Source organism: Thalassotalea fusca (assembly GCF_053485835.1).
The window spans coordinates 251772-275366 of sequence record NZ_JBQRUN010000002.1 but is presented as its reverse complement, the minus strand read 5'-3'; the positions used below and the strand labels follow the sequence as shown (position 1 = coordinate 275366).

19 protein-coding genes are annotated in these 23595 nt (G+C 43.3%); 10 read left to right on the top strand and 9 right to left on the bottom strand.

Translation table 11 applies throughout. The annotated features are described in order from the left end of the window. Window positions 1-345: 345 nt before the first annotated feature. From ilvG to ACSLUK_RS03495, 7 genes are all read left to right on the top strand, one after another. A complete protein-coding gene (gene ilvG, locus ACSLUK_RS03525; RefSeq protein WP_448547131.1) occupies window positions 346-2010 on the top strand; it encodes an acetolactate synthase 2 catalytic subunit in 1665 nt (554 codons plus the stop codon). Beyond that, window positions 2010-2246 carry an acetolactate synthase 2 small subunit gene (ilvM, locus tag ACSLUK_RS03520; RefSeq protein ID WP_448547130.1) on the top strand — a complete coding sequence of 79 codons (237 nt, stop codon included), beginning with the start codon at window positions 2010-2012 and terminating at the stop codon, window positions 2244-2246. Before ilvG ends, ilvM begins: the two co-directional genes overlap by 1 nt. Before the next feature lie 89 nt (window positions 2247-2335). Continuing rightward, complete coding sequence (locus ACSLUK_RS03515; RefSeq protein ID WP_448547129.1) at window positions 2336-3262, top strand: branched-chain amino acid transaminase; 927 nt, start codon at window positions 2336-2338, stop codon at window positions 3260-3262. 124 nt (window positions 3263-3386) lie between these two features. Further along, the gene (gene ilvD, locus ACSLUK_RS03510) at window positions 3387-5249 is read left to right on the top strand and encodes a dihydroxy-acid dehydratase (RefSeq protein WP_448547128.1); all 1863 of its coding nucleotides are present in this window, start codon (window positions 3387-3389) and stop codon (window positions 5247-5249) included. Then, window positions 5242-6816, top strand: a complete 1575-nt coding sequence (ilvA, locus tag ACSLUK_RS03505) for a threonine ammonia-lyase, biosynthetic (protein WP_448547127.1) — start codon at window positions 5242-5244, stop codon at window positions 6814-6816. The genes ilvD and ilvA overlap by 8 nt, the downstream gene beginning before the upstream one ends. Window positions 6817-7247: 431 nt before the next feature. Further along, window positions 7248-7970, top strand: coding sequence for a helix-turn-helix transcriptional regulator (locus ACSLUK_RS03500; protein WP_448547126.1), 723 nt, complete (start codon window positions 7248-7250; stop codon window positions 7968-7970). Window positions 7971-8092: 122 nt separating this feature from the next. Next, window positions 8093-8305 carry a hypothetical protein gene (locus ACSLUK_RS03495; RefSeq protein ID WP_448547125.1) on the top strand — a complete coding sequence of 71 codons (213 nt, stop codon included), beginning with the start codon at window positions 8093-8095 and terminating at the stop codon, window positions 8303-8305. A 49-nt stretch (window positions 8306-8354) separates the two neighbouring features. Here ACSLUK_RS03495 and ubiK read toward each other — a convergent pair whose 3' ends face one another. Beyond that, window positions 8355-8618, bottom strand: coding sequence for a ubiquinone biosynthesis accessory factor UbiK (gene ubiK / locus ACSLUK_RS03490; protein WP_448547124.1), 264 nt, complete (start codon window positions 8616-8618; stop codon window positions 8355-8357). A gap of 311 nt (window positions 8619-8929) precedes the next feature. On the opposite strand from ubiK, the gene rep reads away from it, so the two are divergent. Further along, on the top strand, window positions 8930-10951 hold the full coding sequence (gene rep, locus ACSLUK_RS03485; RefSeq protein WP_448547123.1) for a DNA helicase Rep: 2022 nt from the start codon (window positions 8930-8932) through the stop codon (window positions 10949-10951). A gap of 82 nt (window positions 10952-11033) precedes the next feature. Here rep and ACSLUK_RS03480 read toward each other — a convergent pair whose 3' ends face one another. From ACSLUK_RS03480 to ubiE, 4 genes are all read right to left on the bottom strand, one after another. Then, window positions 11034-11180, bottom strand: a complete 147-nt coding sequence (locus ACSLUK_RS03480; RefSeq protein WP_448547122.1) for a hypothetical protein — start codon at window positions 11178-11180, stop codon at window positions 11034-11036. Between the two features lie 85 nt (window positions 11181-11265). Further along, on the bottom strand, window positions 11266-12831 hold the full coding sequence (gene ubiB, locus ACSLUK_RS03475; RefSeq protein ID WP_448547121.1) for a ubiquinone biosynthesis regulatory protein kinase UbiB: 1566 nt from the start codon (window positions 12829-12831) through the stop codon (window positions 11266-11268). After that, a complete protein-coding gene (locus tag ACSLUK_RS03470; protein WP_448547120.1) occupies window positions 12828-13460 on the bottom strand; it encodes a ubiquinone biosynthesis accessory factor UbiJ in 633 nt (210 codons plus the stop codon). Before ACSLUK_RS03470 ends, ubiB begins: the two co-directional genes overlap by 4 nt. 6 nt (window positions 13461-13466) lie before the next feature. Next, on the bottom strand, window positions 13467-14243 hold the full coding sequence (ubiE, locus tag ACSLUK_RS03465) for a bifunctional demethylmenaquinone methyltransferase/2-methoxy-6-polyprenyl-1,4-benzoquinol methylase UbiE (RefSeq protein ID WP_448547119.1): 777 nt from the start codon (window positions 14241-14243) through the stop codon (window positions 13467-13469). Window positions 14244-14498: 255 nt separating this feature from the next. On the opposite strand from ubiE, the gene ACSLUK_RS03460 reads away from it, so the two are divergent. Continuing rightward, window positions 14499-14846 carry a hypothetical protein gene (locus ACSLUK_RS03460; protein WP_448547118.1) on the top strand — a complete coding sequence of 116 codons (348 nt, stop codon included), beginning with the start codon at window positions 14499-14501 and terminating at the stop codon, window positions 14844-14846. A 5-nt stretch (window positions 14847-14851) separates the two neighbouring features. Next, entirely contained in the window at window positions 14852-17893 is a 3042-nt protein-coding gene (locus ACSLUK_RS03455) for an immune inhibitor A domain-containing protein (protein WP_448547117.1), read from the top strand. 184 nt (window positions 17894-18077) lie between these two features. On the opposite strand, the gene recG is transcribed toward ACSLUK_RS03455, so the two are convergent. The 4 genes from recG to spoT form a co-directional block, all read right to left on the bottom strand. After that, the gene (gene recG / locus ACSLUK_RS03450) at window positions 18078-20156 is read right to left on the bottom strand and encodes an ATP-dependent DNA helicase RecG (protein WP_448547306.1); all 2079 of its coding nucleotides are present in this window, start codon (window positions 20154-20156) and stop codon (window positions 18078-18080) included. 89 nt (window positions 20157-20245) lie between these two features. Beyond that, on the bottom strand, window positions 20246-20902 hold the full coding sequence (gene trmH, locus ACSLUK_RS03445; RefSeq protein ID WP_448547116.1) for a tRNA (guanosine(18)-2'-O)-methyltransferase TrmH: 657 nt from the start codon (window positions 20900-20902) through the stop codon (window positions 20246-20248). A gap of 70 nt (window positions 20903-20972) precedes the next feature. Continuing rightward, on the bottom strand, window positions 20973-21362 hold the full coding sequence (gene ridA / locus ACSLUK_RS03440; protein WP_448547115.1) for a deaminase RidA: 390 nt from the start codon (window positions 21360-21362) through the stop codon (window positions 20973-20975). A 23-nt stretch (window positions 21363-21385) separates the two neighbouring features. Further along, window positions 21386-23494, bottom strand: a complete 2109-nt coding sequence (gene spoT / locus ACSLUK_RS03435; protein WP_448547114.1) for a bifunctional GTP diphosphokinase/guanosine-3',5'-bis pyrophosphate 3'-pyrophosphohydrolase — start codon at window positions 23492-23494, stop codon at window positions 21386-21388. Window positions 23495-23595: the final 101 nt, after the last annotated feature.

Sequence of the window (23595 nt, the reverse complement as noted above, 5' to 3'; positions counted from 1 at the left end):
TCGGTTAAAAAAAGTACTAAAAAAAATCCTTGCGCTGAATCTTAGAGCTATGGTACTAATTTAAAAAGAAGGCGAAATACGCCATTACTTAATTTGAAATATTCAGAAAAATTTTATAAATATGCAAAACTTTAGCTCAGTGATTATTAACATTCTCGTCGTGGTGATTATTAAATCAGCGCGGGAATGTTTGCTGAGCTAAAGAAAAGGCTTATTGAATAAACCCCCGCTTCGAAAGAACCGGGGGTTTTTTATTTCTTAAAATTTAACGTTTAGCTCATTTACCGAATAGCACAGGAGAAAAAAACTTAATAATTATACTTTGTTAAGTTTTTGAAAATGAACATGGTTAGCAACAATAGATACACAGGCGGAACACTCTTATTTGACGTTATGCAACGTCATGGCGTGCAACATGTTTTTGGCTATCCGGGTGGCGCAATTATGCCGATTTACGATGCGCTATATGACAGTGAAGTAACGCATTTCTTGTGTCGTCATGAGCAAGGGGCGGCGTTTTCCGCTATTGGCTATGCACGTGCATCAGGCAAAGTAGGTGTGTGTCTTGCGACATCAGGCCCAGGGGCAACAAATCTTATAACCTCATTGGCCGATGCGATGGCTGACTCTATTCCTGTAGTTGCAATCACGGGGCAAGTGCCAACGACAGCAATGGGCTCTGATGCGTTTCAGGAAGTGGATATCTTTGGCTTGTCGCTGGCGTGTACCAAACATTCTTTTCAAGTACGTAGTGTGAACGAACTAGAAGCAACACTCGAGCAAGCCTTTGAAATAGCGATGTCTGGTAGACAGGGCCCAGTGTTAGTTGATATCCCGAAAGATATTCAGATCGCAGAAGCGCCTAAAATGCGAGAAGTTGCAGTTAACTTCGGTAAAAATTCAGAAAATGAGCCGGCAAATGTAGGGAAGGCGCTAGCATTGCTAAGTCAGGCTACTAAACCAGTATTGTATGTTGGTGGTGGAGTCGGCATGGCAAACGCCGTCAATGAATTACGTGAGTTCATGAAAGTTACTCGGCTACCAAGTGTGGCGACGTTGAAAGGGTTAGGGGCAATTGATCCTAATGATGAAGCTTACTTGGGTATGTTGGGCATGCATGGTACGAAAGCGGCCAATTTAGCGGTTCAACAGAGTGATTTATTAATTGCAGTAGGCGCGCGTTTTGATGACCGTGTAACAGGCAAACTCAAAGAATTTGCGCCAAACGCTAAAGTTATTCATTTTGATATCGATCCTGCGGAAATCAACAAACGCCGCTTTGCAGATGCCCCCGTTGTTGGCGATCTTAAATACAGCCTGCCGTCGCTGGCAATGCCAGTAGAGGTAGATGATTGGTATCAAACATGTGTAGCAATGAAGTCGCAGTACGACTGGGATTATAATCATCCTGGACAATCAATATACGCTCCTGCGGTATTAAAAGAAGTCAGTGAGAGAATGCCTGCTAATAGTGTGGTGACGACTGATGTCGGACAACATCAAATGTGGTCTGCACAACATATGCAGTTTGACCAGCCGAGTAACTTTTTAACCAGTGGCAGCATGGGTACGATGGGGTTTGGCTTACCAGCAGCGATTGGTGCGCAGATAAGCCGACCTACCGATACAGTGATAGCGGTATCTGGCGACGGTTCGTTCATGATGAATGTACAAGAAATGTCAACGATTAAGCGTTTTCAGCTGCCTGTAAAAATCGTTTTAATCGACAACGCTAAGCTCGGCATGGTGCGCCAGTGGCAGGATTTATTTTTCCAAGGCCGCCTTAGTGAAACCGATTTATCTGACAACCCTGATTTCGTGATGCTGGCTAATGCCTTCGACATTAAAGCGCGAGAGATCACCACTAAAGACCAAGTGACAGAAGCAATTACTGAAATGCTTAACCATGATGGTCCGTATTTATTACAAGTAAAAATTGATGCCGCCGACAATGTATGGCCGCTTGTTCCCCCAGAAACAGCTAACGATAAAATGATGGAGAGTACCTAATGACACAGCACACTTTACGGATCAGCGCTAATGATCAACCAACGGTACTTGAGCGTTTACTTCAAGTGACACGCTATCGTGGATTTACGGTTACTGGGATGACGATGTTTCCTAGTGAGAATAGTGAAAAGCTTGATATCGAACTTACTGTTAATAGTGAACAATCAATCGAACATTTGCATCATCAGATTCATAAGCTTTTTGATGTTGAACAGGTACATGTAGAAACAAAATAGTAGTTCGTCGATAGGACAATTATTGCAATGCAAACTAAGCTTTCATTGACTAAGGCTTAACTAATTTTAACACGCGAAAGGAGCGAAAAATGGCAAAAGTAAGTGCGGAACATATATGGTTTAATGGTGAAATTATGCCTTGGCAGAATGCCACCGTACATGTCATGAGCCATGCGTTGCACTATGGATCGTCTGTATTCGAAGGAATACGAGCATATGAAACACATAAAGGCACTTGTATTTTTAGGCTGCGCGAACATATCGAGCGCTTGTTTAATTCGGCCAAAATTTATCGTATGAACATACCTTTTACTCAGGAAGCAGTGATTGCGGCATGCAATACTATGGTGGAAGAAAATAATTTATCTTCCGCCTATCTTCGTCCGCTAGCGTTTCTGGGGGATGTGGGTATGGGGTTGCGCCCACCTGTAGACGCCAAGGCTGATTTAATGATTGCCGCTTTTGCTTGGGAGGCCTACCTTGGGAATGAAGCAATTAACGAAGGCGTTGATGTCGGCGTTTCTAGTTGGAATCGACTCGCGCCCAACACTATGCCAACTGCAGCCAAAGCCGGCGGTAATTATTTATCGTCGCAGTTGATCTCGATGGAGGCAGCGCGACATGGTTATACCGAAGGTATTGCACTGGATATTAATAACTATGTGAGCGAAGGTGCGGGACAGAATTTATTTCTAGTGCGCAATGGCGTGATTTATACACCACCGTCAACCGCTTCGATTCTGCAAGGGTTAACGCGAGATGCGGTCTTTACCTTAGCGGCGGAACTTGGCTACACGGTAAAAGAAGAGGCAATTTCACGCGAAGCGTTATATTTAGCCGATGAGTTTTTTATGACCGGCACAGCTACCGAAATCGTGCCGGTTAGAAGCGTTGATCGAATGCCCGTAGGTAGCGGAAAACGTGGACCAGTCACTGAAGCGTTGCAAAAAGCTTTCTTTGGCCTATTTGACGGTTCAACAGAAGACAAGTGGGGTTGGTTAACACCAACGGCATAAAAATACGCACCTTGGCTGATTTAACCGGCCAAGGTGCTATCTTGCTATCACTTCGCAGTATTGCTTTGTTAATGTGCTTACATAGCCGATTAACAAAACACTATTGATTACGGAAAAATGTACTATGCCCAAATTACGTTCAGCAACATCAACACAAGGTCGAAACATGGCAGGGGCACGCGCATTATGGCGTGCAACGGGTATGAAAGATGGCGACTTTGGTAAGCCAATTATTGCGGTGGTTAATTCGTTTACGCAATTTGTGCCTGGACACGTACATCTCAAAGATATGGGGCAATTAGTCGCAGGAGCAATAGAGGAAGCAGGTGGCGTTGCCAAAGAATTCAATACGATAGCAGTGGATGATGGTATTGCGATGGGTCACAGTGGCATGTTGTACAGTTTACCGTCACGCGATCTAATTGCTGATTCGGTCGAATACATGGTCAATGCGCATTGTGCCGATGCCATGGTATGTATCTCTAACTGTGACAAAATCACCCCTGGCATGATGATGGCAGCGATGCGCTTAAATATTCCAGTGATTTTTGTTTCTGGTGGTCCAATGGAAGCGGGTAAAACTAAGCTTTCTGATCAAATCATAAAGCTTGATTTAGTAGATGCCATGATCCAAGGGGCAGATCCTACGGTGTCTGATGAACAAAGTGAGCAAGTAGAACGTTCTGCATGCCCAACGTGCGGCTCATGTTCTGGCATGTTCACTGCTAACTCAATGAACTGTTTGGCGGAAGCGCTAGGATTGGCACTCCCTGGTAACGGCTCAATGTTAGCAACGCATGCCGATCGTAAGCAGCTGTTCTTGCGTGCAGGTAAAGAAATATTATCGCTAGCTAAGCGTTACTATGAGCAAGATGATGAATCAGTATTGCCTCGAAATATCGCTAACAAAGCCGCATTTGAAAACGCCATGTGTTTAGACATTGCCATGGGCGGATCGACCAACACCGTATTGCATTTGTTAGCGGCGGCGCAAGAAGCCGATATTGACTTTACGATGGACGATATCGATCGTTTATCTAGACTAGTTCCACATTTGTGCAAAGTTGCGCCATCAACGCAGCAATATCACATGGAAGATGTTCATCGCGCCGGCGGTGTGGTTTCCATTTTAGGTGAGTTAGCACGTGCTAACTTGCTAGATACCAGCGTGAAAAATGTATTGGGAATTAGTTTAGAAGAATTACTCGCGAAATATGACATAACGGTGACCCAAGATGAGGCGGTGAAGTCTTTTTATCGTGCAGGTCCTGCCGGCATTCGTACTACGCAGGCGTTTAGTCAAGACTGTCGCTACGACACTTTGGATGACGATCGTCAAAATGGCTGTATTAGAACCCGTGAACACGCATTTTCACAAGATGGCGGCTTAGCCGTGTTGTCTGGCAATGTCGCGCTGGACGGTTGTATTGTTAAAACCGCAGGCGTTGCCGAAGATAATCTGATATTTACCGGCCCTGCGCATGTATTTGAAAGCCAAGATGACGCCGTAGAAGGCATTTTGTCTGGCAAGGTGGTTGCTGGTGAGGTAGTGGTCATTCGTTATGAAGGGCCTAAAGGTGGTCCAGGCATGCAAGAAATGCTGTACCCAACGACCTACTTGAAATCTATGGGGCTAGGCAAGCAATGTGCACTAATTACTGATGGGCGATTTTCTGGCGGAACATCTGGCTTATCAATAGGTCACATTTCGCCTGAAGCGGCTAATGGAGGTGCTATCGCCTTAGTCGAAAATGGCGATATTATTCATATCGACATTCCTAGCCGAGAAATTTCCTTACAGGTGAGCGAAGTTGAGTTGAATAACAGACGTGAAGCAATGGAAGCTAAAGGTGCGAAAGCATTTAAGCCTGAGAATCGCGTGCGTCCAATTAGCTATGCATTGAAAAACTACGCCATGTTAGCGACCAGTGCAGACAAAGGCGCGGTGAGAAACCGACAGTTATTAGATGGTGAAGTCAATGACTAGTGCAAACCCTCAAACACAAACAATAGAACAATTGCAAGATGTCAGTTTGCACTACCTACGCAAAATATTATTGGCACCTATTTACGATTTAGTCGTAGAAACGGAACTGACGCCATTAACTAAACTGTCGACTAAACTGGGTCACAATATTCTGCTAAAACGCGAAGATCAGCAACCGGTGCATTCGTTTAAGTTACGAGGTGCCTACAACAAATTGGTGAGTCTTTCTGAACAGCAAAGTATGCACGGTGTGATTGCGGCTTCAGCGGGAAATCATGCGCAAGGTTTGGCGTTAGCGGCGCAAAAGCTGGGCATTAGGGCGACTATTGTGATGCCGATCACCACGCCTGATATCAAAGTGGAAAATGTCCGTCGTCTTGGCGCAGAAGTACGATTAGTCGGCAAAAGTTTCAATGAAGCACAAGCAGCATCGCTCGACTATGCAGCTAACGAAAACAAAACCTATATTCATCCATTTGATGATGAAGACGTTATTGTTGGTCAGGGCACAGTAGCTAAAGAGCTGTTGCAGCAACAACCACAATGTGACGTGGTATTTGTGCCTGTTGGTGGTGGTGGCTTGCTGGCCGGCATGGCGGTTTATCTTAAGCAATTGCGTCCTGACATTAAAATTGTCGGTGTTGAAGCAAACGATTCTGCTTGCTTGAAAGCTGCAATGGATAGCGGTAATCCTGTCGATCTACAACAAGTGGGCTTATTCGCTGATGGCGTCGCAGTAAAACGCATTGGAGAACATACATTTGAGTTAATCCGCCAGTACTGTGATGACGTGATCACGGTAAGTACAGACGAAATATGTGCTTCAATCAAAGACATTTTTGAACAAACGCGCGTAATTGCAGAACCTGCAGGGGCGTTGTCACTGGCTGGGCTGCAAAAATATTGCCAACAAAGTGATGTAATTAACGAGTCACAAACTTTAGTTGCGGTATTATCTGGCGCCAACATGAATTTTCACAGTTTGCGTTATGTGTCAGAACGCTGTGAATTGGGTGAAGAAAAAGAAGCGGTGCTTGCGGTTACTATTCCTGAAGAAGTTGGCAGCTTCAGGAAATTTAGCCAAGCAATTGGTGGCCGTGTGATTACCGAATTTAACTACCGCAGCGCGGCTAAAAATAGTAATGGCGATGCCGCACATATTTTTGTTGGTGTGAGGGTAGCTAATCGTGAAGAGCGTGAGCAAATTGTGAACGTGTTGCAAGATCACAACTACTATGTAGAAGACTTTACCGACAATGAGCTAGCAAAACTACATGTGCGCTATATGATTGGTGGGCAAAAGCAAACTGCAGTACAAGAACGATTGTTCCGATTTGAGTTTCCGGAATACCCAGGGGCATTAGAAACATTTTTAGCAACACTGGGTGAACGGTGGAACATCACATTGTTTCATTATCGAAATCATGGTGCAGCGTTTGGTCAGGTGTTGGCAGGTTTTGAAGTGGGCAATGATGAGCAACTCGAGTTCTTCCGGCATTTAAAAGCACTTGGCTACGAGTGGCAAGAGGAAACGAATAACAAGGCCTATCATAAGTTTTTAACTTAAAATGGCGGCTATTCGAATGTGTTGAGCTGTCAATTTAGCGGCTTTTACACATTCAGTTACATTCCTAATGATTTCACTTGTTGACATAATATGTCTCTGGGGACATATTATGTCTTACCTGTCCCGTTATTAACGATGCTATCTGAATAGAGAAGTTAATTAGGTTTCTGGTTAATAGGTTTCCAACACTGCACGGTCGATGACGACCGCTCTTATGGCCGCTATTATTTAGCGGCTTTTTTTTGTCTTCAGAAAGTCTTCGAAGCCCTATTCGTACGCACAACAGCATAAATTGTTAATAAAGCCATAGAAATTCTTGATTATTCTTCAATATTTTTCTTCATATTTCTGCTGGAATAACCAAGAATAACCTATCGCCGGCAACGTTTAGTTTTTAAATTCAACTTAATTCATCACAAGGATACATCGCTATGACGCTAGGTAATTATATTAAACAACGACGTGCGACATTAGGACAAAGTCAGCCTGAACTTGCTGAGGTAATTGGAATTGAACAATCTTATCTGTCTAAACTAGAAAATGATAAGTCGATCCCATCGAATGACATTTTTCGACGACTTTTATCAGCACTAAACAGTTCTGTAGAAGATGTTGTCGCCACATTAGATAAAAATTATGTGCAAACGCAATTACTTGCGATTGCAGACATTGAAACTCATATCAAGCAACATCAGGCGAGATCGCTTAAGAGCCAACGAAACTATCTATATAGTTGCGGTATTCTTATTGTTATCGCGATCACATTTATCTTTACAGGCTATAGCAAGCTACTGTTCAGCGAAAAGCACTATGTATATGAGTCTTCAGGTATTATTTTACCGGGGGAGCCAAAGCATATATTCCATCAATGGGAGCGCATGGTAGTAGGTACTGACGAACAGCCGCGACACAAATTACTTGATGTAAAGCGTGCAGAAATGACTAAACGAACCAATATCGAACATGTTGTCGAGTCACGCTATCAGGGAGAGGAATTCATGAAAGACGTTGAAGGTGGTCAACGATACTTCTATTTGGATACTCACACCGATATTTCCCGTAGTGAGAATGCTTGGTTACAAATCATCGGTGTATTGCTGTTGGCAGCAGGTGTGTATGGCTTAATCATCGAAAGGCGGCTATATCGCGCCTGAGTTTAAGTGATGAGAAAAAGCTTCATGTGCAAAATTGCGTGAAGCTTTTCCGATTTAGTTGCAACTATTTGCGATACGAGCGCTCTTAATGTTGAGTTAACGTAAGGAAAAGTCAAACAAACATGAAATCAACAATCATATCCTGTATAGCGACGGTAATTCTCTTATCCGCTTGCTCGAGCAAAGAAGTTTATCAGTTTGGCCGTAACGTCCAAAAGAGTGATTGCATCAAGCATGCTGCTACAGAAGAAGATCATCGTGCATGTGAGGCCATGGAAACGATGAGTTATGAAGAGTACGAAAAAGAGCGACAGAAATTAAAAACGAAAGGTTAGTCGCTGGCCTGACGGTATGTTACAACCCAGCGTATCTCGCATTGACTGACTACTTGTTCTCGGATTGAGCCGCTAATTGTGCTTCAATTTCTGCAAGCTTAGCTTCAAGCGTTGCCAGTTTTTCACGTGTCTTCAGTAATACTTGCGTTTGCACGTCAAACTCTTCACGTGTAACCACGTCTAATTGCGATAATTTACGTTGTACAATTGTTTTAGTTTTGTCTTCTAAATCACTCGCCATACTCTTTAAGCCGGGAGGGATAGCGTCAGTTACTTGCTTGGCAATTTCTTCAATTTTTTTGGCATTAATCATATTTATTCAACATTGATGAAGCGTGGCTATATTGTAATGTATTCGCTCCTAATAGCCGACAAAAATTTTTTCAGTGCATTGCGATCAACATTGTGGAGGCAAAGGGTGAAGTAGTGATGGTCAACAAATAACTAATTTTCAATGCGCTAACATGAACACATGTTGAAAACACTCATAAAGCGCATGAAATACCGCGCTTTGCTTATCCCCAGCCGGCAATATTTGAGGTAGAATGCGCACCTTGTTTCAATTTTAGTTAGAGCGTGGTTAGCACAGGCCGGCACGCTCTAGAATTTAAGAGCACAATATAAATGAGACTTAATGCGCGTCAGGCAGAAGCAGTTAAATATGTCAGCGGTCCCTGCTTAGTACTAGCCGGAGCAGGCAGTGGCAAAACGGGGGTTATCTGCCAAAAAATCGCATATCTCATTCAGCAGTGTGATTACAAAGCACGTAATATAGCCGCGGTAACGTTCACCAATAAAGCCGCACGTGAGATGAAAGAACGTGTGAGCAGCATGTTAGGTCGAGATTTAACCCGTGGCTTAACTGTATCCACCTTTCACTCTTTAGGTCTTGAAATTGTCCGTAAGGAAATTAAAACACTGGGCTTTAAGCCTGGTTTCACCTTATTTGATGATCAAGACACGTTGGCATTGCTTAAAGAATTAACCATTGAAGAATTTGACGGCGATAAAGATCTGCTCAATAAACTGCAGATGATGATTTCTAACTGGAAGAATGATTTGTTATTGCCGGAACAAGCAATAAAACGCGCGGGTGATCCTGACGAAGCCTTATATGCCGAATGTTATCAACGTTATCAACAGCATATGAAAGCATACAACGCGCTCGATTTTGATGATCTCATTCTCGTTCCTACGCTATTGTTGAAAAACTTTGAGGAAGTTCGCGATCGTTGGCGCCGTAAAATTCGCTATATGTTAGTGGATGAATATCAGGACACCAATGCGAGCCAATACGAATTGGTTAAGTTGATTACTGGTGAGCGTGGTCGATTAACGGTAGTAGGTGATGATGATCAGTCGATATACTCGTGGCGTGGTGCTAAACCACAAAACTTAGTGTTGTTGGGCAAAGATTATCCTAACCTAAAACTTATCAAGCTTGAGCAAAATTACCGCTCGAGTGGTCGTATTCTCAAATGTGCCAATATTCTTATCGCAAATAACCCGCATGATTACGACAAAGCACTGTTTAGTGAATTGCCATACGGTGTTGAATTGAGGGCGATTCAAACAAAAAATGAAGAACATGAAATTGAACGCGTAGTTGGTGAGCTTATCGGACATCGATTCCTCAATAAGAGCCAATACCGAAATTACGCAATTCTTTATCGAGGCAACCATCAGTCACGATTATTAGAAAAAGCGCTGATGACTAACCGTATTCCATACAAAATTAGTGGTGGCACATCATTCTTTTCACGTGCAGAAATTAAAGACATGATGGCGTTCCTACGGGTGTTGGTCAATCCTGATGACGACAACGCATTCTTACGTATCGTTAATGTACCTAGACGAGAAATAGGCCCTGCGACATTAGAAAAACTAGGAAATTACGCCAACAAACGACAAATTAGCATGTTCGCTGCGAGCTTTGAATTAGGTCTGGAGCAGTCGCTTACGGGTCGCGCATTGGTGAATGTGCAAAAATTTACTCGCTGGTTGGTTGAAACGGCCGACAATGCTGAACGAGGTGATACCGCCGCAGTATTACGTACCATGGTGCGTGAAATGAATTACGAGGATTGGTTATACGAAACGTCACCTAGCGCTAAGGCCGCTGAAATGCGGATGAAAAACGTAACCGAACTATTTAGTTGGGTAACGCAAATGCTAGAAGGGCGTGACGACGAAGAACCAATGACGCTGCCTCAAGTTGTCACTCGATTAACGCTACGTGACATGATGGAACGAGGTGAAGAGGAAGATGATGCAGATCAGGTGCAATTGATGACACTTCACGCGTCAAAAGGGCTAGAGTTTCCTTATGTATTCATGATCGGTATGGAAGAAGGGTTATTACCACACCAAACAAGCATTGATGAAGGCAATGTAGAAGAAGAACGACGCCTTGCCTACGTGGGAATAACTCGCGCACAACGTGAGCTGATTTTTACTTATGCTCGAGAGCGTCGTCAATTCGGCGAAGTTTCAAGAACGGAAGTAAGTCGTTTCTTGTATGAGTTGCCTCAGGATGATGTCATTTGGGAGCTTGGCCCTAACAAACAAAGTCAGGAGAAGAAACAAGAAACAGCCCGTCAAGGCGTGGCTAGTTTACGTGAAATGCTCAACAAAGCTAAAGGATAATCTGCTTAGCTTTGTTGAGAAATTAGTCTGCTATTGACCCAATAACGCGTTGATTTTCGCTTGATCAGTATATTTGGTGTAATTAGTTAACGCGCTCATGGTCGCAGGGTTTGCCATTTAACGTATCTATTAAGCAATTGGCAAATTGATTGGTCGGTGAGTTTGCTAGTGCCGGTTGCGTAACAAGCAAAGCCGTAGATACGGCGATTAAACTAAGTAATTTTTTCATGTTATTCCCTGTTGTTGTTTGGTTTCCTTAAGCGGTAATTTTTCATATTTTTATTAGCTAAAACATGGAATTACAGCGTTTGGAGTTAAGTGAAAATAATTGCTAGCACTATCGCTGCTGAGCACAAAGTCACCGTGAATCTTAGCTGACGTGCTTGCTTTTGCTGCTGATGCGTTAAGGCCTGCAACAGCTTTTGGTTTTCATAGTGCGTTTCTTTGCCTGCGCGTAAATAATCATAAATCAGGTCGGGGATTTCAGGCAGTTTTTCGTTCCAAAACGGTAAGTTTTCTTTTACTTTTGAGAACACCGCTTTGATACCCATCTGTTCTTTTACCCAAGTCTCAAGAAATGGCTTTGCGGTTTGCCATAAATCTAACTGCGGATACAGCTGTCTACCTAGCCCTTCAATGTACAATAAGGTTTTTTGCAGTAACACCAGTTGTGGTTGCACTTCCATATTGAAGCGCCTTGCCGTGTTAAACAGATTGATAAGCACCTGACCAAACGATATTTCAGCTAACGGTTTATTGAAGATTGGCTCACAAACCGTGCGTATGGCAAACTCAAATTCGTCGACACTCGTATTGGCAGGCACCCAGCCAGAATCAACATGGAGCTGTGCGACTTTTCGGTAATCTCTGTTAAAGAATGCGACAAAATTCTCGGCTAAATAGCGTTTATCTTCACGATTAAGTGTACCAACAATGCCACAATCAATCGCAATCCACGTAGGGTCTTTGGGGTTAGTTACGTCAACAAAGACATTGCCCGGATGCATGTCTGCGTGAAAAAAACTATCGCGAAATACTTGGGTAAAAAATACCTCAACACCACGCTCAGCTAACAAAGGCATGTTTACGTTATGTTCAATTAACGTATCGACTTCTCCTACCCCAATGCCGTAGATACGTTCCATTACGATAACGTTTTTATAGCAATATTCACTGTACATTTCAGGAACATACAGTACTTTGTCGCTTTCTCTACCTTGTGAAAAATTGCGCTTTAACTGCATGGCATTTGCGGCTTCTCGCATTAGGTCGAGTTCGTCTAAAATTGTTTTTTTGTATTCAGCTACAACTTCACGAGGCCTAAGGCGTTTGCCATCTGGTAGGAAGCGAGCCACGATATTGGCAAACCTAGCCATCATGTTCACGTCTGCATGTATTGTCTTGGCTATATTTGGACGTAAAACCTTGATGACAACCTCTTGCGGACCATGCTCTGTAAGGAGAGTGGCTGCATGTACTTGTGCGATTGAAGCCGACGCAATAGGCATTTCATCAAATGCTTGGAAATGACTATTGAAGATCTCTTCACCCATCGCTTCTATGATAATGCGTTTTGCTTGTTCGCCGTCAAATGCTGGTACACGGTCTTGTAACAGTGCTAATTCGTTTGCAAAATCATTCGGCAGTAAATCACGGCGTGTCGATAACATTTGTCCGAATTTAATAAACACGGGACCTAGTGATTCTATCGCCAGTCTAAAACGCTGCGCTTTAGACTTGTCTTTATGCTGATTTCGCAGCCAGAATAAACAGGCGCGCGCGCATTTCGCATACCAAGGCGTTGCCTGTTTAGGTAGCAATTCATCTAAGCCATAGGTGAGAAATGTCTTGATAATGCGATATAAACGAAAACTACTCACAATGATTCCTTTCCTACAATTTGGGCGTGCAATGCATTGATTCGGTTAGCAATGCTTTCTGTTTGCTTACTACATGCGGTTACAGCTTCATAGTGAACTTGTAATTCACTATCGGCGACGAGCAAGCGTTTTTCATGCAGTAGCCATTCTGAAGCATCTTGGCTGATTTGCTCACGAGCAAACGAAAACTTCTGGCTAAGAAAGGCGACACACTGTTCTAATTTAAACGTTGCTACATCACCAATGACATTGGCGACTTCTATACGCCAGTCGATATCTATACCTTCCAAATATCCGATAAATCGCTGTGCAACTTTTAGATCACCTTCTACATCAAGCTTTTCTTGCTTGATCAGTGACGTTAAGTTTTGCGTGTTTTTTAGTTGGCTCAACACGCTAAGTTGCAGGTAAATACTGCAATCTGCATCTTGTTCCAAATGACTCGACACCAGTATTTTATCACTGACAAAATTAAAGCAAATTGGTGCGCTTAGTTCTTTCACCTGAATACTGAGCGAGCTACCTTCGAGCGATGCAAGTGTGAGCTCTTGCGTTAGTGAACGCTTGCTTAACTCATTAAGCGCTTGTTCTATTAGTGCACACAATGCTTGGTGATGCATAGTTGTCATAGTCGGCTAAAACTTGAACCCTTTGTGCAGTGCGACAATGCCGCCTGTTAGATTCTTATAGCTGGTTTGCTCAAAGCCAGCATTGTCCATCATAGCTAGCAAGGTATCTTGATCGGGATGCATGCGGATTGATTCTGCTAAGTATTGGTAGCTATCACCATCTTTGGCCACCAACTCGCCCATTTTCGGTAGAATATTAAACGAATAAAAATCGTACGCTTTATTGAGCAGTTCATGCTCAGGCTTTGAAAATTCAAGTACCAACAGGCGACCACCAGGTTTTAGTACAGAGTAAATAGAACGCAGCGCCTTGTCTTTGTCAGTCACATTACGCAAACCAAATGCGATAGTAACCACATCAAAAGTATTCTCTTCAAACGGTAGCGCTTCGGCATTAGCTTGTACGTATTCAATATTTTGTACTAACCCCTTATCACGTAGTTTGTCACGACCAACGTTTAGCATAGAGCTATTGATATCGGCCAAAATGACTTTACCATCTTTGCCAACCAGCTGAGAAAATTTTGCCGTTAAATCTCCAGTGCCACCTGCAAGATCTAATACTTTATTTCCAGGACGTACTCCACTGGCATCTATGGTAAAGCGTTTCCATAAACGGTGAATCCCGAAAGACATGAAGTCATTCATAATGTCATACTGCTGAGCAACAGAATGAAATACGCCTGCAACCATAGATTCTTTATCGTACTTATTTACGGTTTGAAAGCCAAAATGCGTGGTTCTTTCATCCGCGTGGGCAGGCTTTTTATCGTGCGTAGACATTTAATTGTTCTCAAGAGTAATAATGACGTAAGTCTACCCGATTTTGATTGATTAATTAACTACTAAAGCTTGGATTTAGGCATGAATTAGCTGACAGCTGGGCACGTGGTGGATAAGCGTGACTTGTTAGGCGTTGATTTGTTTAAAAATTGTAAGAAAGATGTCGTAGTCTATTGCTACGGCCTTGATAAACAGTATAAATTGTTAGTAATATGTGTTGTGGTTTTTAACAAAATTGTAACAGTGAGTGCGAAGATGCAACGAGTTATATTATCTACAGGTACTATCGCGTCACTGTTAGTTGTCAGTGTCGTCATGCTATCTGGGTGTCGAACTAATGCTAATGAACAAGAGTCGACGGCACTTGAAAGCAAAACAGAAGTTACAGAAACAACTGAAAAAGCAAATAAGGGGAAGTACGAAAACTTACCTAAACCGTGTGCAGTTGCCAAGTCACCGCCAATAAAAGATAAATCGAAGATTAGAGAACTGCTGATTAAGCAGGGAAAAATTCAGGCGGACATGCCAGAAGAGAAAATTCAACAATTAGTGAGAGAGTACATCACTAAAAAGAATCAAGCCTACAAACTATGTAAGAAGTAATTGTTATGAAATTAAAACTAATCAGTACCCTGTTGATGACGCTTGCGGCAAGTAGTTCTGCTGCGACGTTACCAACGAAACATACAACGCCTAAAGATATTGGTGTAATTAACAAAGAGCGAATTGAATACTGGCTTGAAAAAAGAGGCGAGTTGCCAACTAATGCCACGCCGGAGCAACGCCAACGCGCAATTGCAAACTATGTGAATTTACAATCGCTCAAAGAGCACAAGCTTCCCGCAGCGATTAGTAAGCAATTGTATATTAATGAGCGCACACCAACCAAAGGGGCACTGACCGTAAAGGGCGTTAAAGTTCTAGAGAAGCAGCGTCAATCAGCGAATAGCGAGCAAACAACAACCGTGAAAGTATTAGCGTTGTTGGTCGATTTTCCCGATCTTAAACATGATAACAATCGCCTGACTGCGTCAGACACCTCGATGTATTACGATGAATATCCCGTTGCGCATTACAACGATCTTTTGTTTTCAACGTCGGGTTATGCAGGGCCGTCAGGACAAAGCATTGAATCGGCTTATCAGTTCTACCAACAAGAATCGGGTGGATCGTTGTTTTTTACTGGTCAGGCAAATGGCTGGATAACGGCTGATAATAATGCTGCTCATTATGGCGGTAATGACGAGAATGGTGATGACCAAGACGTTCAGGCGTTGGTTTTAGAAGCGGTAACAAAAGCTGTCAGTGAATTGAATATTGATCTTGCAGAGTATGACAACACTGATTTGTTTGATGTTGATGGCGACGGCAATGTTAATGAACCGGATGGCATTATCGATCATGTAATGCTGTTTCATTCCAGTGTTGGTGAAGAAGCGGGCGGTGGCGTGTTGGCGGAAGACGCTATTTGGTCTCACCGATTCTTTGTTTTTGACCCTGTTTCACAGGAGCCAGTGCCAGTGCCGGGTTCTGATATCAAACTTTATGGCTATACAATCAACCCGATAGACGCAGCAACAGGCGTAGTTGTACATGAGTTTGGGCATGACTTAGGCTTACCTGATGAATACGATACAGCCAATGGCTTGCTAGGATCCCCCGTAGGCGATTGGTCAGTGATGGCATCTGGTAGCTGGGTAGGTTCACCTGCTGGCACACGCCCTGTAGGGTTTAGTGCTTATGCTCGTGACGAGCTACAACGTGTTTACCAAGGAAATTGGATTGATCAGCTAACAATTGATCTTACTGATCTTGACACACAAACGATTAATCTAGTGGAAGCGATTAATCATGATGGCGATGTCAACCAAGTAAAAGTCTTATTACCAAATGAGCAAGTAGAATTTGCTGCGCCTTTCGCTGGTGATTATCAGTATTATTCTAATAGTGGCCACCAATTAAACCATCAGATGACGTTTTCTGTCAGTGTTCCTAGCGATACACCGCAGTTGGAATTTATGGCGCGTTGGGAAATAGAAGTCGATTATGACTATGCGCAAGTATTGATCAATGGTGAACAAATCGCGGGTAGCCATACAAAAGTGAGCAATCAATTTCATCCTGCCGTGACTAATTTTATTACAGGGCTTTCAAGTGATGTAGCAGAAGCGCAAGGAGATGACGCTTGGGTGCAGTTAACATTCGATTTAGTCGATTATGCTGGCTCTGACGTTAATGTAACCATAGCATATGTTACTGACGAGGCTGCGGGTGGTTTTGGTATTGCCGTTGATGATATTAAAGTAACGTCTGGCAGCACTGTTGCTTATAGCGATGATGCAGAAACAGCTGACGTTGCCACACTAACAGGCTTTACCAGGATGGGTGATAAGATAGATGCGTTACCACACAATTACTATATTCAACTACGTAGTCACACCGGCACTGATGCTAAATTGGGTGATAGTGATTACGATGCGGGTGTATTGGTATGGTATCGCAATCAAAACGTCCGTAATAACCGCGTAAATGCACACCCAGGTGAAGTATTTATCGGTGTTGTAGATGCCGATCAAAATCCTATTGTTCGCAGCGGTAGATTAAGTGGTACGGGCACCCAAATTAGAGATGCCGCGTTTAGCCAGTTCCAGCAATCTAGCCTAACAGGCGACAATCATTTAAGTGCAAATTCAGTGTTTAGTGACAAGAATAACTATTCTTTCGCTCATCAGCCAGAGTCAGGTATTGATTTACCTATTTATGGACTGCGAATGGAAGTGACTTCACAAAGTGCTGATAGCTCCTCTGCGACAATTGAATTATCGAATGATGGTGCTGCTAATATTCGTAATGTTCAAGATGGTTTAACCGTCGAGTTATCGTTGGCGGATGTACAAACCAAAGCTGGCAGTGTGGTTACTTGGACCATGGGCGACGGCACAGAATTGACTGGTGCTACAGTGCAACATACCTATGCCGCAGCGGGAGATTTCGACGTAAGTGTGGATTATGAAACTGATGCTGGTAGTTCAACCCTTGAAAAACCGTTGAAAGTAGGTGAAAAAGTTGCGGGAAGTATTAATGCAACGATTAATGGGCTAAATGTTTCATTCGACGCTGACTTAACGGGGGGTGAAGGAAGTCTTACTTACCGCTGGCAGTTTGGTGATGGCAGTGATTTGAGTAAATCTGTGAGCGCGGATCATGATTATGAAACGGCTGGTACTTATCAAGTTACGTTAACTGTGACAGATCAAACTGCACAATCTTATTCCTTCACGACAGAAGTGGTACTTGCAGAAGCATTAAATGTGGAAGTTACCAGAACTGTTAATAACCTTAATGCAACCTTTGGTATCACCGTAAGTGGTGGCGATGAAAACTACACGTATGCATGGGATTTTGGTGACGGTAACACTAGTACCTTAGCACAGCCAACACATACCTATGCGAATGCTGGTACATATAATGTATCGGTTACAGTGACTGACGGCAATGGCGTTGCTGGTTCGGCTTCAACTACTTTGATTGCAACGTCTCCAGTCGTAACTCCACCAAGTTCTAAAAGCGGTGGTTCTGGTGGCGGAAGTCTAGGTTATTTCCTATTCATAGTAGCTATGATCACAGGCTACAGAAGAATTAAGAACTAAACCAACCAAGTAGTTAAGAAATCAAAAGCCAGTCATCGACTGGCTTTTATGTACAGGAGGTACGGTATGACGCGATGCCATGGATGGCAAGGAGCGTCGATGTACAGTTTGACGCACCCAGCGCGAACGTTTAAATATTCCGCACTGAGTATTAAGCACGACGTATCGAAGGAGGATGTGGCGGTTACACGTTAGTGAAATGTTCTCTATTGCCTACCCAGCGCTGGATAATGGCATGGGCATTTTCAGGGTATTGGTGCCAGAGTGTATAGGCGAGCTGGGTGACTTCTGGGATCAGGTCGGCGTCTCGGCTCAGATCGGCAATTTTCAAATCTGCTAGTCCCGTTTGTTTAGTACCTAAAAACTCGCCGGGGCCCCTAATTTCCAAATCTTTTTGCGCAATATAAAAGCCGTCATTACTTTCGCGCAATACCGTTAACCTTTTGGTGGCTGTTTTAGACAGTGGACTCTTATACATAAGTACGCAATGTGAAGCGACAGAGCCGCGACCAACTCGGCCACGAAGCTGGTGTAATTGTGCCAATCCTAAACGCTCGGGGTTTTCAATAACCATGATACTGGCATTGGGTACATCAACGCCTACTTCGATAACGGTTGTTGCAACGAGTAAATCGAGATTACCTTGTTTGAATTCGTCCATGACAGCTTGTTTTTCATCAGCTTTCATTCGGCCATGGACAAGCCCGACACCTAATCCAGGTAGCTGTGCTTGTAAATAAGTTGCTGTATCCTCAGCTGCCTGACATTGTAATACTTCAGACTCTTCAATTAAGGTACACACCCAATAGGCCTGACGATTTTCAGATTCGCAGTTTTGCTGTATTCGCGCGATAACTTCGTCTCGACGGTCGTCTGGCAGCGCCACCGTTTTTATTGGTGTACGCCCTGGCGGCAGTTCATCAATTATTGAGGTGTCTAAGTCTGCATAGGCGGTCATTGCCAATGTTCTTGGAATCGGCGTTGCTGTCATGATCAACTGGTGAGGATACTTGTCGTCAAATGCGCCTTTTTCACGCAGCGATAGTCGTTGATGTACGCCAAAACGATGTTGTTCATCAATAATAATGAGCGCTAATTTATTGAACTCGACTTGCTCTTGAAACAAGGCATGAGTGCCGACGATCATTTGCATCTGGCCATTGCCAATTTGCTCTAACGCAAGTCTTCTGGCTTTAGCCTTTGTTTTTCCCGCTAACCAACCCACCGTAATCCCAAGTGGTTCAAACCATTTATTAAAATTGATTGCGTGTTGCTCTGCCAAAATCTCAGTTGGTGCCATCAACGCCACTTGAAAGCCTTTGCCTAAGGCTGTGATTGCTGCAAGTGCAGCCACGAGAGTTTTGCCGGAACCAACATCACCTTGCACTAAACGCATCATTGGTACATCTTTGGCCATATCAGCGCGAATTTCACTTTTCACGCGTGTTTGTGCCTTGGTTGGAGAAAAAGGTAACGTTTCTAGAAATTTATCTTCTAAGGAGTTATCAATCGTTAGCGGAACGGCAAGATGGCGTGTTGCTGATGCCTTGAGCTTTAACATGCTTAGGTTATGCGCCAACAGCTCTTCTTTAATTAATCGTAGCTGAGCTGGGTGCTTACCTTCTTCGAGTTGATAAATTGATGTGTCTGGTGGTGGTCTATGAATTAGTTGTAGCGCTTGAGCCAGAGAATAGCTTTCGTGCGTGATATTCGCAGGCAGTAGCTCGTCAACGGTTCCCCTTTTTAAACGATTTAGTGCTTGTTCGGTTAGGTTTCGCAGCGTTAACTGCTTTAATCCGTCAGTTGTTGGATAAACGGGCGTGAGATTCTCTTCAACGGGTGTTAGTGGCTGATCTTGGTCGAGTTGTTTATATTCCGGATGAACAATTTCCAAACTGCGAGCGCCGCGATTGATTTCGCCATAACAGCGAATCGAGGAACCAACGGATAAGCCGTTGCGCTGATTGGCTGAGAAATGAAAAAAGCGGAGATTGAGTATGCCAGTGCCATCATTAACCGTGACTAGCATCATACGACGCTTGCCATGAATGATTTGGTTGTTGGTTATCTCACCTACAATATTGGTAAATATACCCGGTAAACAGTCTCTTATCGTGGTGATACGGGTACGATCTTCATAGCGCAGTGGCAAATGAAACAGTAAATCCTGAACGGTATGCAGTTCTATTCTACTCAGCTTTTCAGCCATACTGGGACCAACACCTTTAAGAGTGTTAACAGGTATTTGCGCTAAATTACTGATCCCAGATAATGATTGAGGCATATTTCCTTTAGACTCTACTCGTCGTCAAGCTCTTGCCAAGCGTCTTTATTCATTTGCATTTTTTGCCATCAATCGTCAGAGGCGACGATTTGTCCTTCTTCATCGATCGCCGGATATGGGAGTCCTTTACGCTTACATGCTTGTGCAAAAATTGGATGGCCGCCTTCGAACAATATCCGCTGACGTTCTTCATGTGCGATGGTGGCTTTGTCATACATTCCTGCTAAATGCCTTTGACGTTGTGCTTCATACAAAACAACCGCACAAGCCACTGATACGTTTAGAGATTGTACCATGCCAACCATAGGAATAATGATGTCTTGATCCGCCATCGCTAGCGCTTGCTCTGAAGCACCGAATTTTTCTTGCCCGAGGATAATTGCCGTTGGTTTTGTGTAGTCAATCTCACGAAAATCTACTGCGGTATCAGACAAGTTTGTAACTAATACCTGCATGTTTTGCGCTTTGAGTGCTTCGATAGCCGTTTTCGTTTGATCGTAATTGTGAACTTTAATCCAGTTTTGGCTGCCTGCAGCGCTGCCCCCAGACACTCGCATACGCTCGTTTTTCCACACAGCATGCACATCACTCACACCTATGGCATCGGCGGTGCGAACTACAGCCGCTAAATTATGATTCTTATGAACACCTTCCATACAAACGGTAAGGTCTGGTTGGCGGTGATTGAGCATTTGATTAATGCGCTTTAATCTATCTGGGGTCATATATGTTTCTATCTTGCTAATGGATAAAAGGCGCCGTAATGCGCCTCATGTTAATTAAGATGTTATGAGTTTAATTAACGCTTGGTAATTCCATTATACCGTCAATTTCAATTTCAACATCTTTTGGTAGTCTAGATACCTGAATTGCAGCACGTGCTGGGTATGGTTCTCTAAAGTACTTACTCATGATCTCGTTAACAGTGGCAAAATTGCTTAGATCGGTCATGAAAATGTTTACTTTGACCATGTCATTGATTTCGCCACCTGCGGCTTCACAAACGGCTGCAAGGTTTTTAAACACTTGATTAGCTTGCGCTGCAAAGTCGCCTTCGATGACTTCCATGGTTTCTGGAATCAACGGAATTTGACCTGATAAGTATACGGTGGTTTTAACTTTTACCGCTTGGCTGTATGTGCCTATAGCACCAGGTGCACTGTCTGTTTGAATAGTAGATTTCATAATGTTCCTAACGAGTTTCGATGTTATTTATTTCTCACCACACGTTGAACATCAACCATCACTTTAATTTTACGGATGATGTCAGCTAAGTGGATACGATTTCGACAGGTGATTTCCATATCGATGGCATATAGACCTGAGTCTTTTTCACCTGAATTCAAAGTATGTACATTTGAGTCACAGCGGGCGACGACATTCGTTAGTTTGGCGAGTGCCCCTTGATGATTAATGATTTCAATACGTAATTTAGCGATGAAGTCGCGATCAATATCGGTGTCCCATTTTACCGGGAATAATTGTCCTTGCTCATGTCCTTTAATGTTACGGCACCCTTGCTGGTGTACCATCAAGCCTTTACCAGGACTGAGGTAAGCTAAAATAGCGTCACCCGGAATAGGTCGACAGCATTTACCGTAGTTGACTAACATGCCTTCGGTACCTTTAATTGGCATCTTAGTTTTTGAAGTCGTTGTCGGCAATTGATTGTCTTCAGTAAATTCATCGGTTAGACGGCGAGCTATACCGATGCTTAGCGCATTTCCTAAACCAATATTGACGAGCAGATCATCAAAGGTCTTATTTCCCGTCTCCGATACCACTTGATTGATTTTTTCCTGACTTATATCGTCAATCGCAATCTTACCTAAGGCATGGCTTAGCAAGCGCTTACCAAGTGCATGAGACTCGTTTTGCTCTTGTGAACGTAAGTACGAGCGAATTTGCAGGCGCGCTTTTGCTGTAACAACAAAGTTTAACCACGTTGCATTAGGTCTTGCTGCAGGGGAAGTTACGACTTCAATTGTTTGACCAGAATCAAGTGCCTGACTCAATGGATAAGGCTTACGGTCTACTTTTACGCCAACACACGAGTTACCAACGTCGGTATGCACAGCGTAAGCGAAGTCAACTGATGTCGCGCCCATAGGCAATTCAATGATGCGACCATCTGGCGTGAAAACATAGATTTCTTCGGGGAACAGGTCGGACTTAACGTTTTCGATAAACTCAAATGAACTACCGGCACTTTGCTGTAGCTCTAAAAGGCTCTGCATCCAACGGCGCGCTTTCATTTGAGCAGTTGTGCCACTGTCATCACTTTCTTGTTTGTATAGCCAGTGTGCGGCAACCCCTTTGTCGGCCATTTGATCCATGTCTTTGGTACGAATCTGAATCTCTACTGGAATACCATGTGGGCCAACGAGAGAAGTATGTAATGATTGGTAGCCATTGGTTTTTGGAATAGCAATGTAGTCTTTAAAGCGTGTTTCAATAGGCTTAAACAGGTTGTGCACAGCACCAAGCGCACGATAACAGTCGTCTATTTTGTTATCAACGATCACGCGAAACGCGTAGATATCCATTACTTCATTAAACATTAGCTCTTTGTTTTGCATCTTGCGATAGATAGAAAACAAGTGCTTTTCGCGACCTAATACTTGTGCCTGTATGCCACTTTCCTCTAGTCGAGCGGCAATTTCTTCACGAATATTATTGATTAACTCTTTTCGGTTCCCACGCGCCTGTTTAACGGCTGACTTTAGTGCTCTTGCCCGCATTGGATAAAGCGCTTCAAAACCTAACACTTCTAATTCATTTTTAATGTCATGAATACCGAGTCGATTAGCGATTGGCGCGTATATATCAAGTGTTTCTCGCGCGATTCGACGACGTTTATCAGGGCGCAAAGAATCTAAAGTGCGCATGTTATGAGTGCGGTCAGCAAGCTTGATAAGAATAACGCGAATATCTTGTGTCATTGCCAAGATCATTTTGCGGAAGTTCTCCGCTTGCATTTCTTCCTTGTTGTCAAACTTCAGCTTGTCGAGTTTGCTTACACCTTCAACGAGTTCTGCTACGGTGTGACCAAATAATTCCGCTAATTCGTCTTTTGTTACAGGCGTGTCTTCAATAACATCATGGAGCAGTGCCGCCATTAAGGTTTCATGATCAAGGTGCATTTTGGCCAAGTTGTGTGCCACTGCAACCGGGTGAGTAATATAAGGTTCGCCACTTGAACGCATTTGCCCGTCGTGCGCGTCGCGCGCAACTATATAGGCTTGCTTAAGTAAGTCTACTTGCACTTTTGATAAGTAGCTTGATACATATTCTTTTAATGGTTCAAAAAGGTACACCCAAAACTTCCTTTATGATGACTGGATTACTAAAAATGAAACGTTAACAATGCCTGAAAGATTAACATGCCCTAATACCAATTGAATTAGATATTTGATTA

Coding starts and splice junctions, on each gene's coding strand:
- ACSLUK_RS03495 (WP_448547125.1), top strand. CDS start 8,093: ATGAAATCAACAATCATATCCTGTATAGCGACGGTAATTCTCTTATCC.
- ACSLUK_RS03455 (WP_448547117.1), top strand. CDS start 14,852: ATGAAATTAAAACTAATCAGTACCCTGTTGATGACGCTTGCGGCAAGT.
- ilvG (WP_448547131.1), top strand. CDS start 346: ATGGTTAGCAACAATAGATACACAGGCGGAACACTCTTATTTGACGTT.
- trmH (WP_448547116.1), bottom strand. CDS start 20,902: ATGACCCCAGATAGATTAAAGCGCATTAATCAAATGCTCAATCACCGC.
- ACSLUK_RS03470 (WP_448547120.1), bottom strand. CDS start 13,460: ATGACAACTATGCATCACCAAGCATTGTGTGCACTAATAGAACAAGCG.
- ilvM (WP_448547130.1), top strand. CDS start 2,010: ATGACACAGCACACTTTACGGATCAGCGCTAATGATCAACCAACGGTA.
- ridA (WP_448547115.1), bottom strand. CDS start 21,362: ATGAAATCTACTATTCAAACAGACAGTGCACCTGGTGCTATAGGCACA.
- ACSLUK_RS03460 (WP_448547118.1), top strand. CDS start 14,499: ATGCAACGAGTTATATTATCTACAGGTACTATCGCGTCACTGTTAGTT.
- ilvD (WP_448547128.1), top strand. CDS start 3,387: ATGCCCAAATTACGTTCAGCAACATCAACACAAGGTCGAAACATGGCA.
- ACSLUK_RS03500 (WP_448547126.1), top strand. CDS start 7,248: ATGACGCTAGGTAATTATATTAAACAACGACGTGCGACATTAGGACAA.
- rep (WP_448547123.1), top strand. CDS start 8,930: ATGAGACTTAATGCGCGTCAGGCAGAAGCAGTTAAATATGTCAGCGGT.
- ACSLUK_RS03480 (WP_448547122.1), bottom strand. CDS start 11,180: ATGAAAAAATTACTTAGTTTAATCGCCGTATCTACGGCTTTGCTTGTT.
- ilvA (WP_448547127.1), top strand. CDS start 5,242: ATGACTAGTGCAAACCCTCAAACACAAACAATAGAACAATTGCAAGAT.
- ubiK (WP_448547124.1), bottom strand. CDS start 8,618: ATGATTAATGCCAAAAAAATTGAAGAAATTGCCAAGCAAGTAACTGAC.
- ACSLUK_RS03515 (WP_448547129.1), top strand. CDS start 2,336: ATGGCAAAAGTAAGTGCGGAACATATATGGTTTAATGGTGAAATTATG.
- ubiE (WP_448547119.1), bottom strand. CDS start 14,243: ATGTCTACGCACGATAAAAAGCCTGCCCACGCGGATGAAAGAACCACG.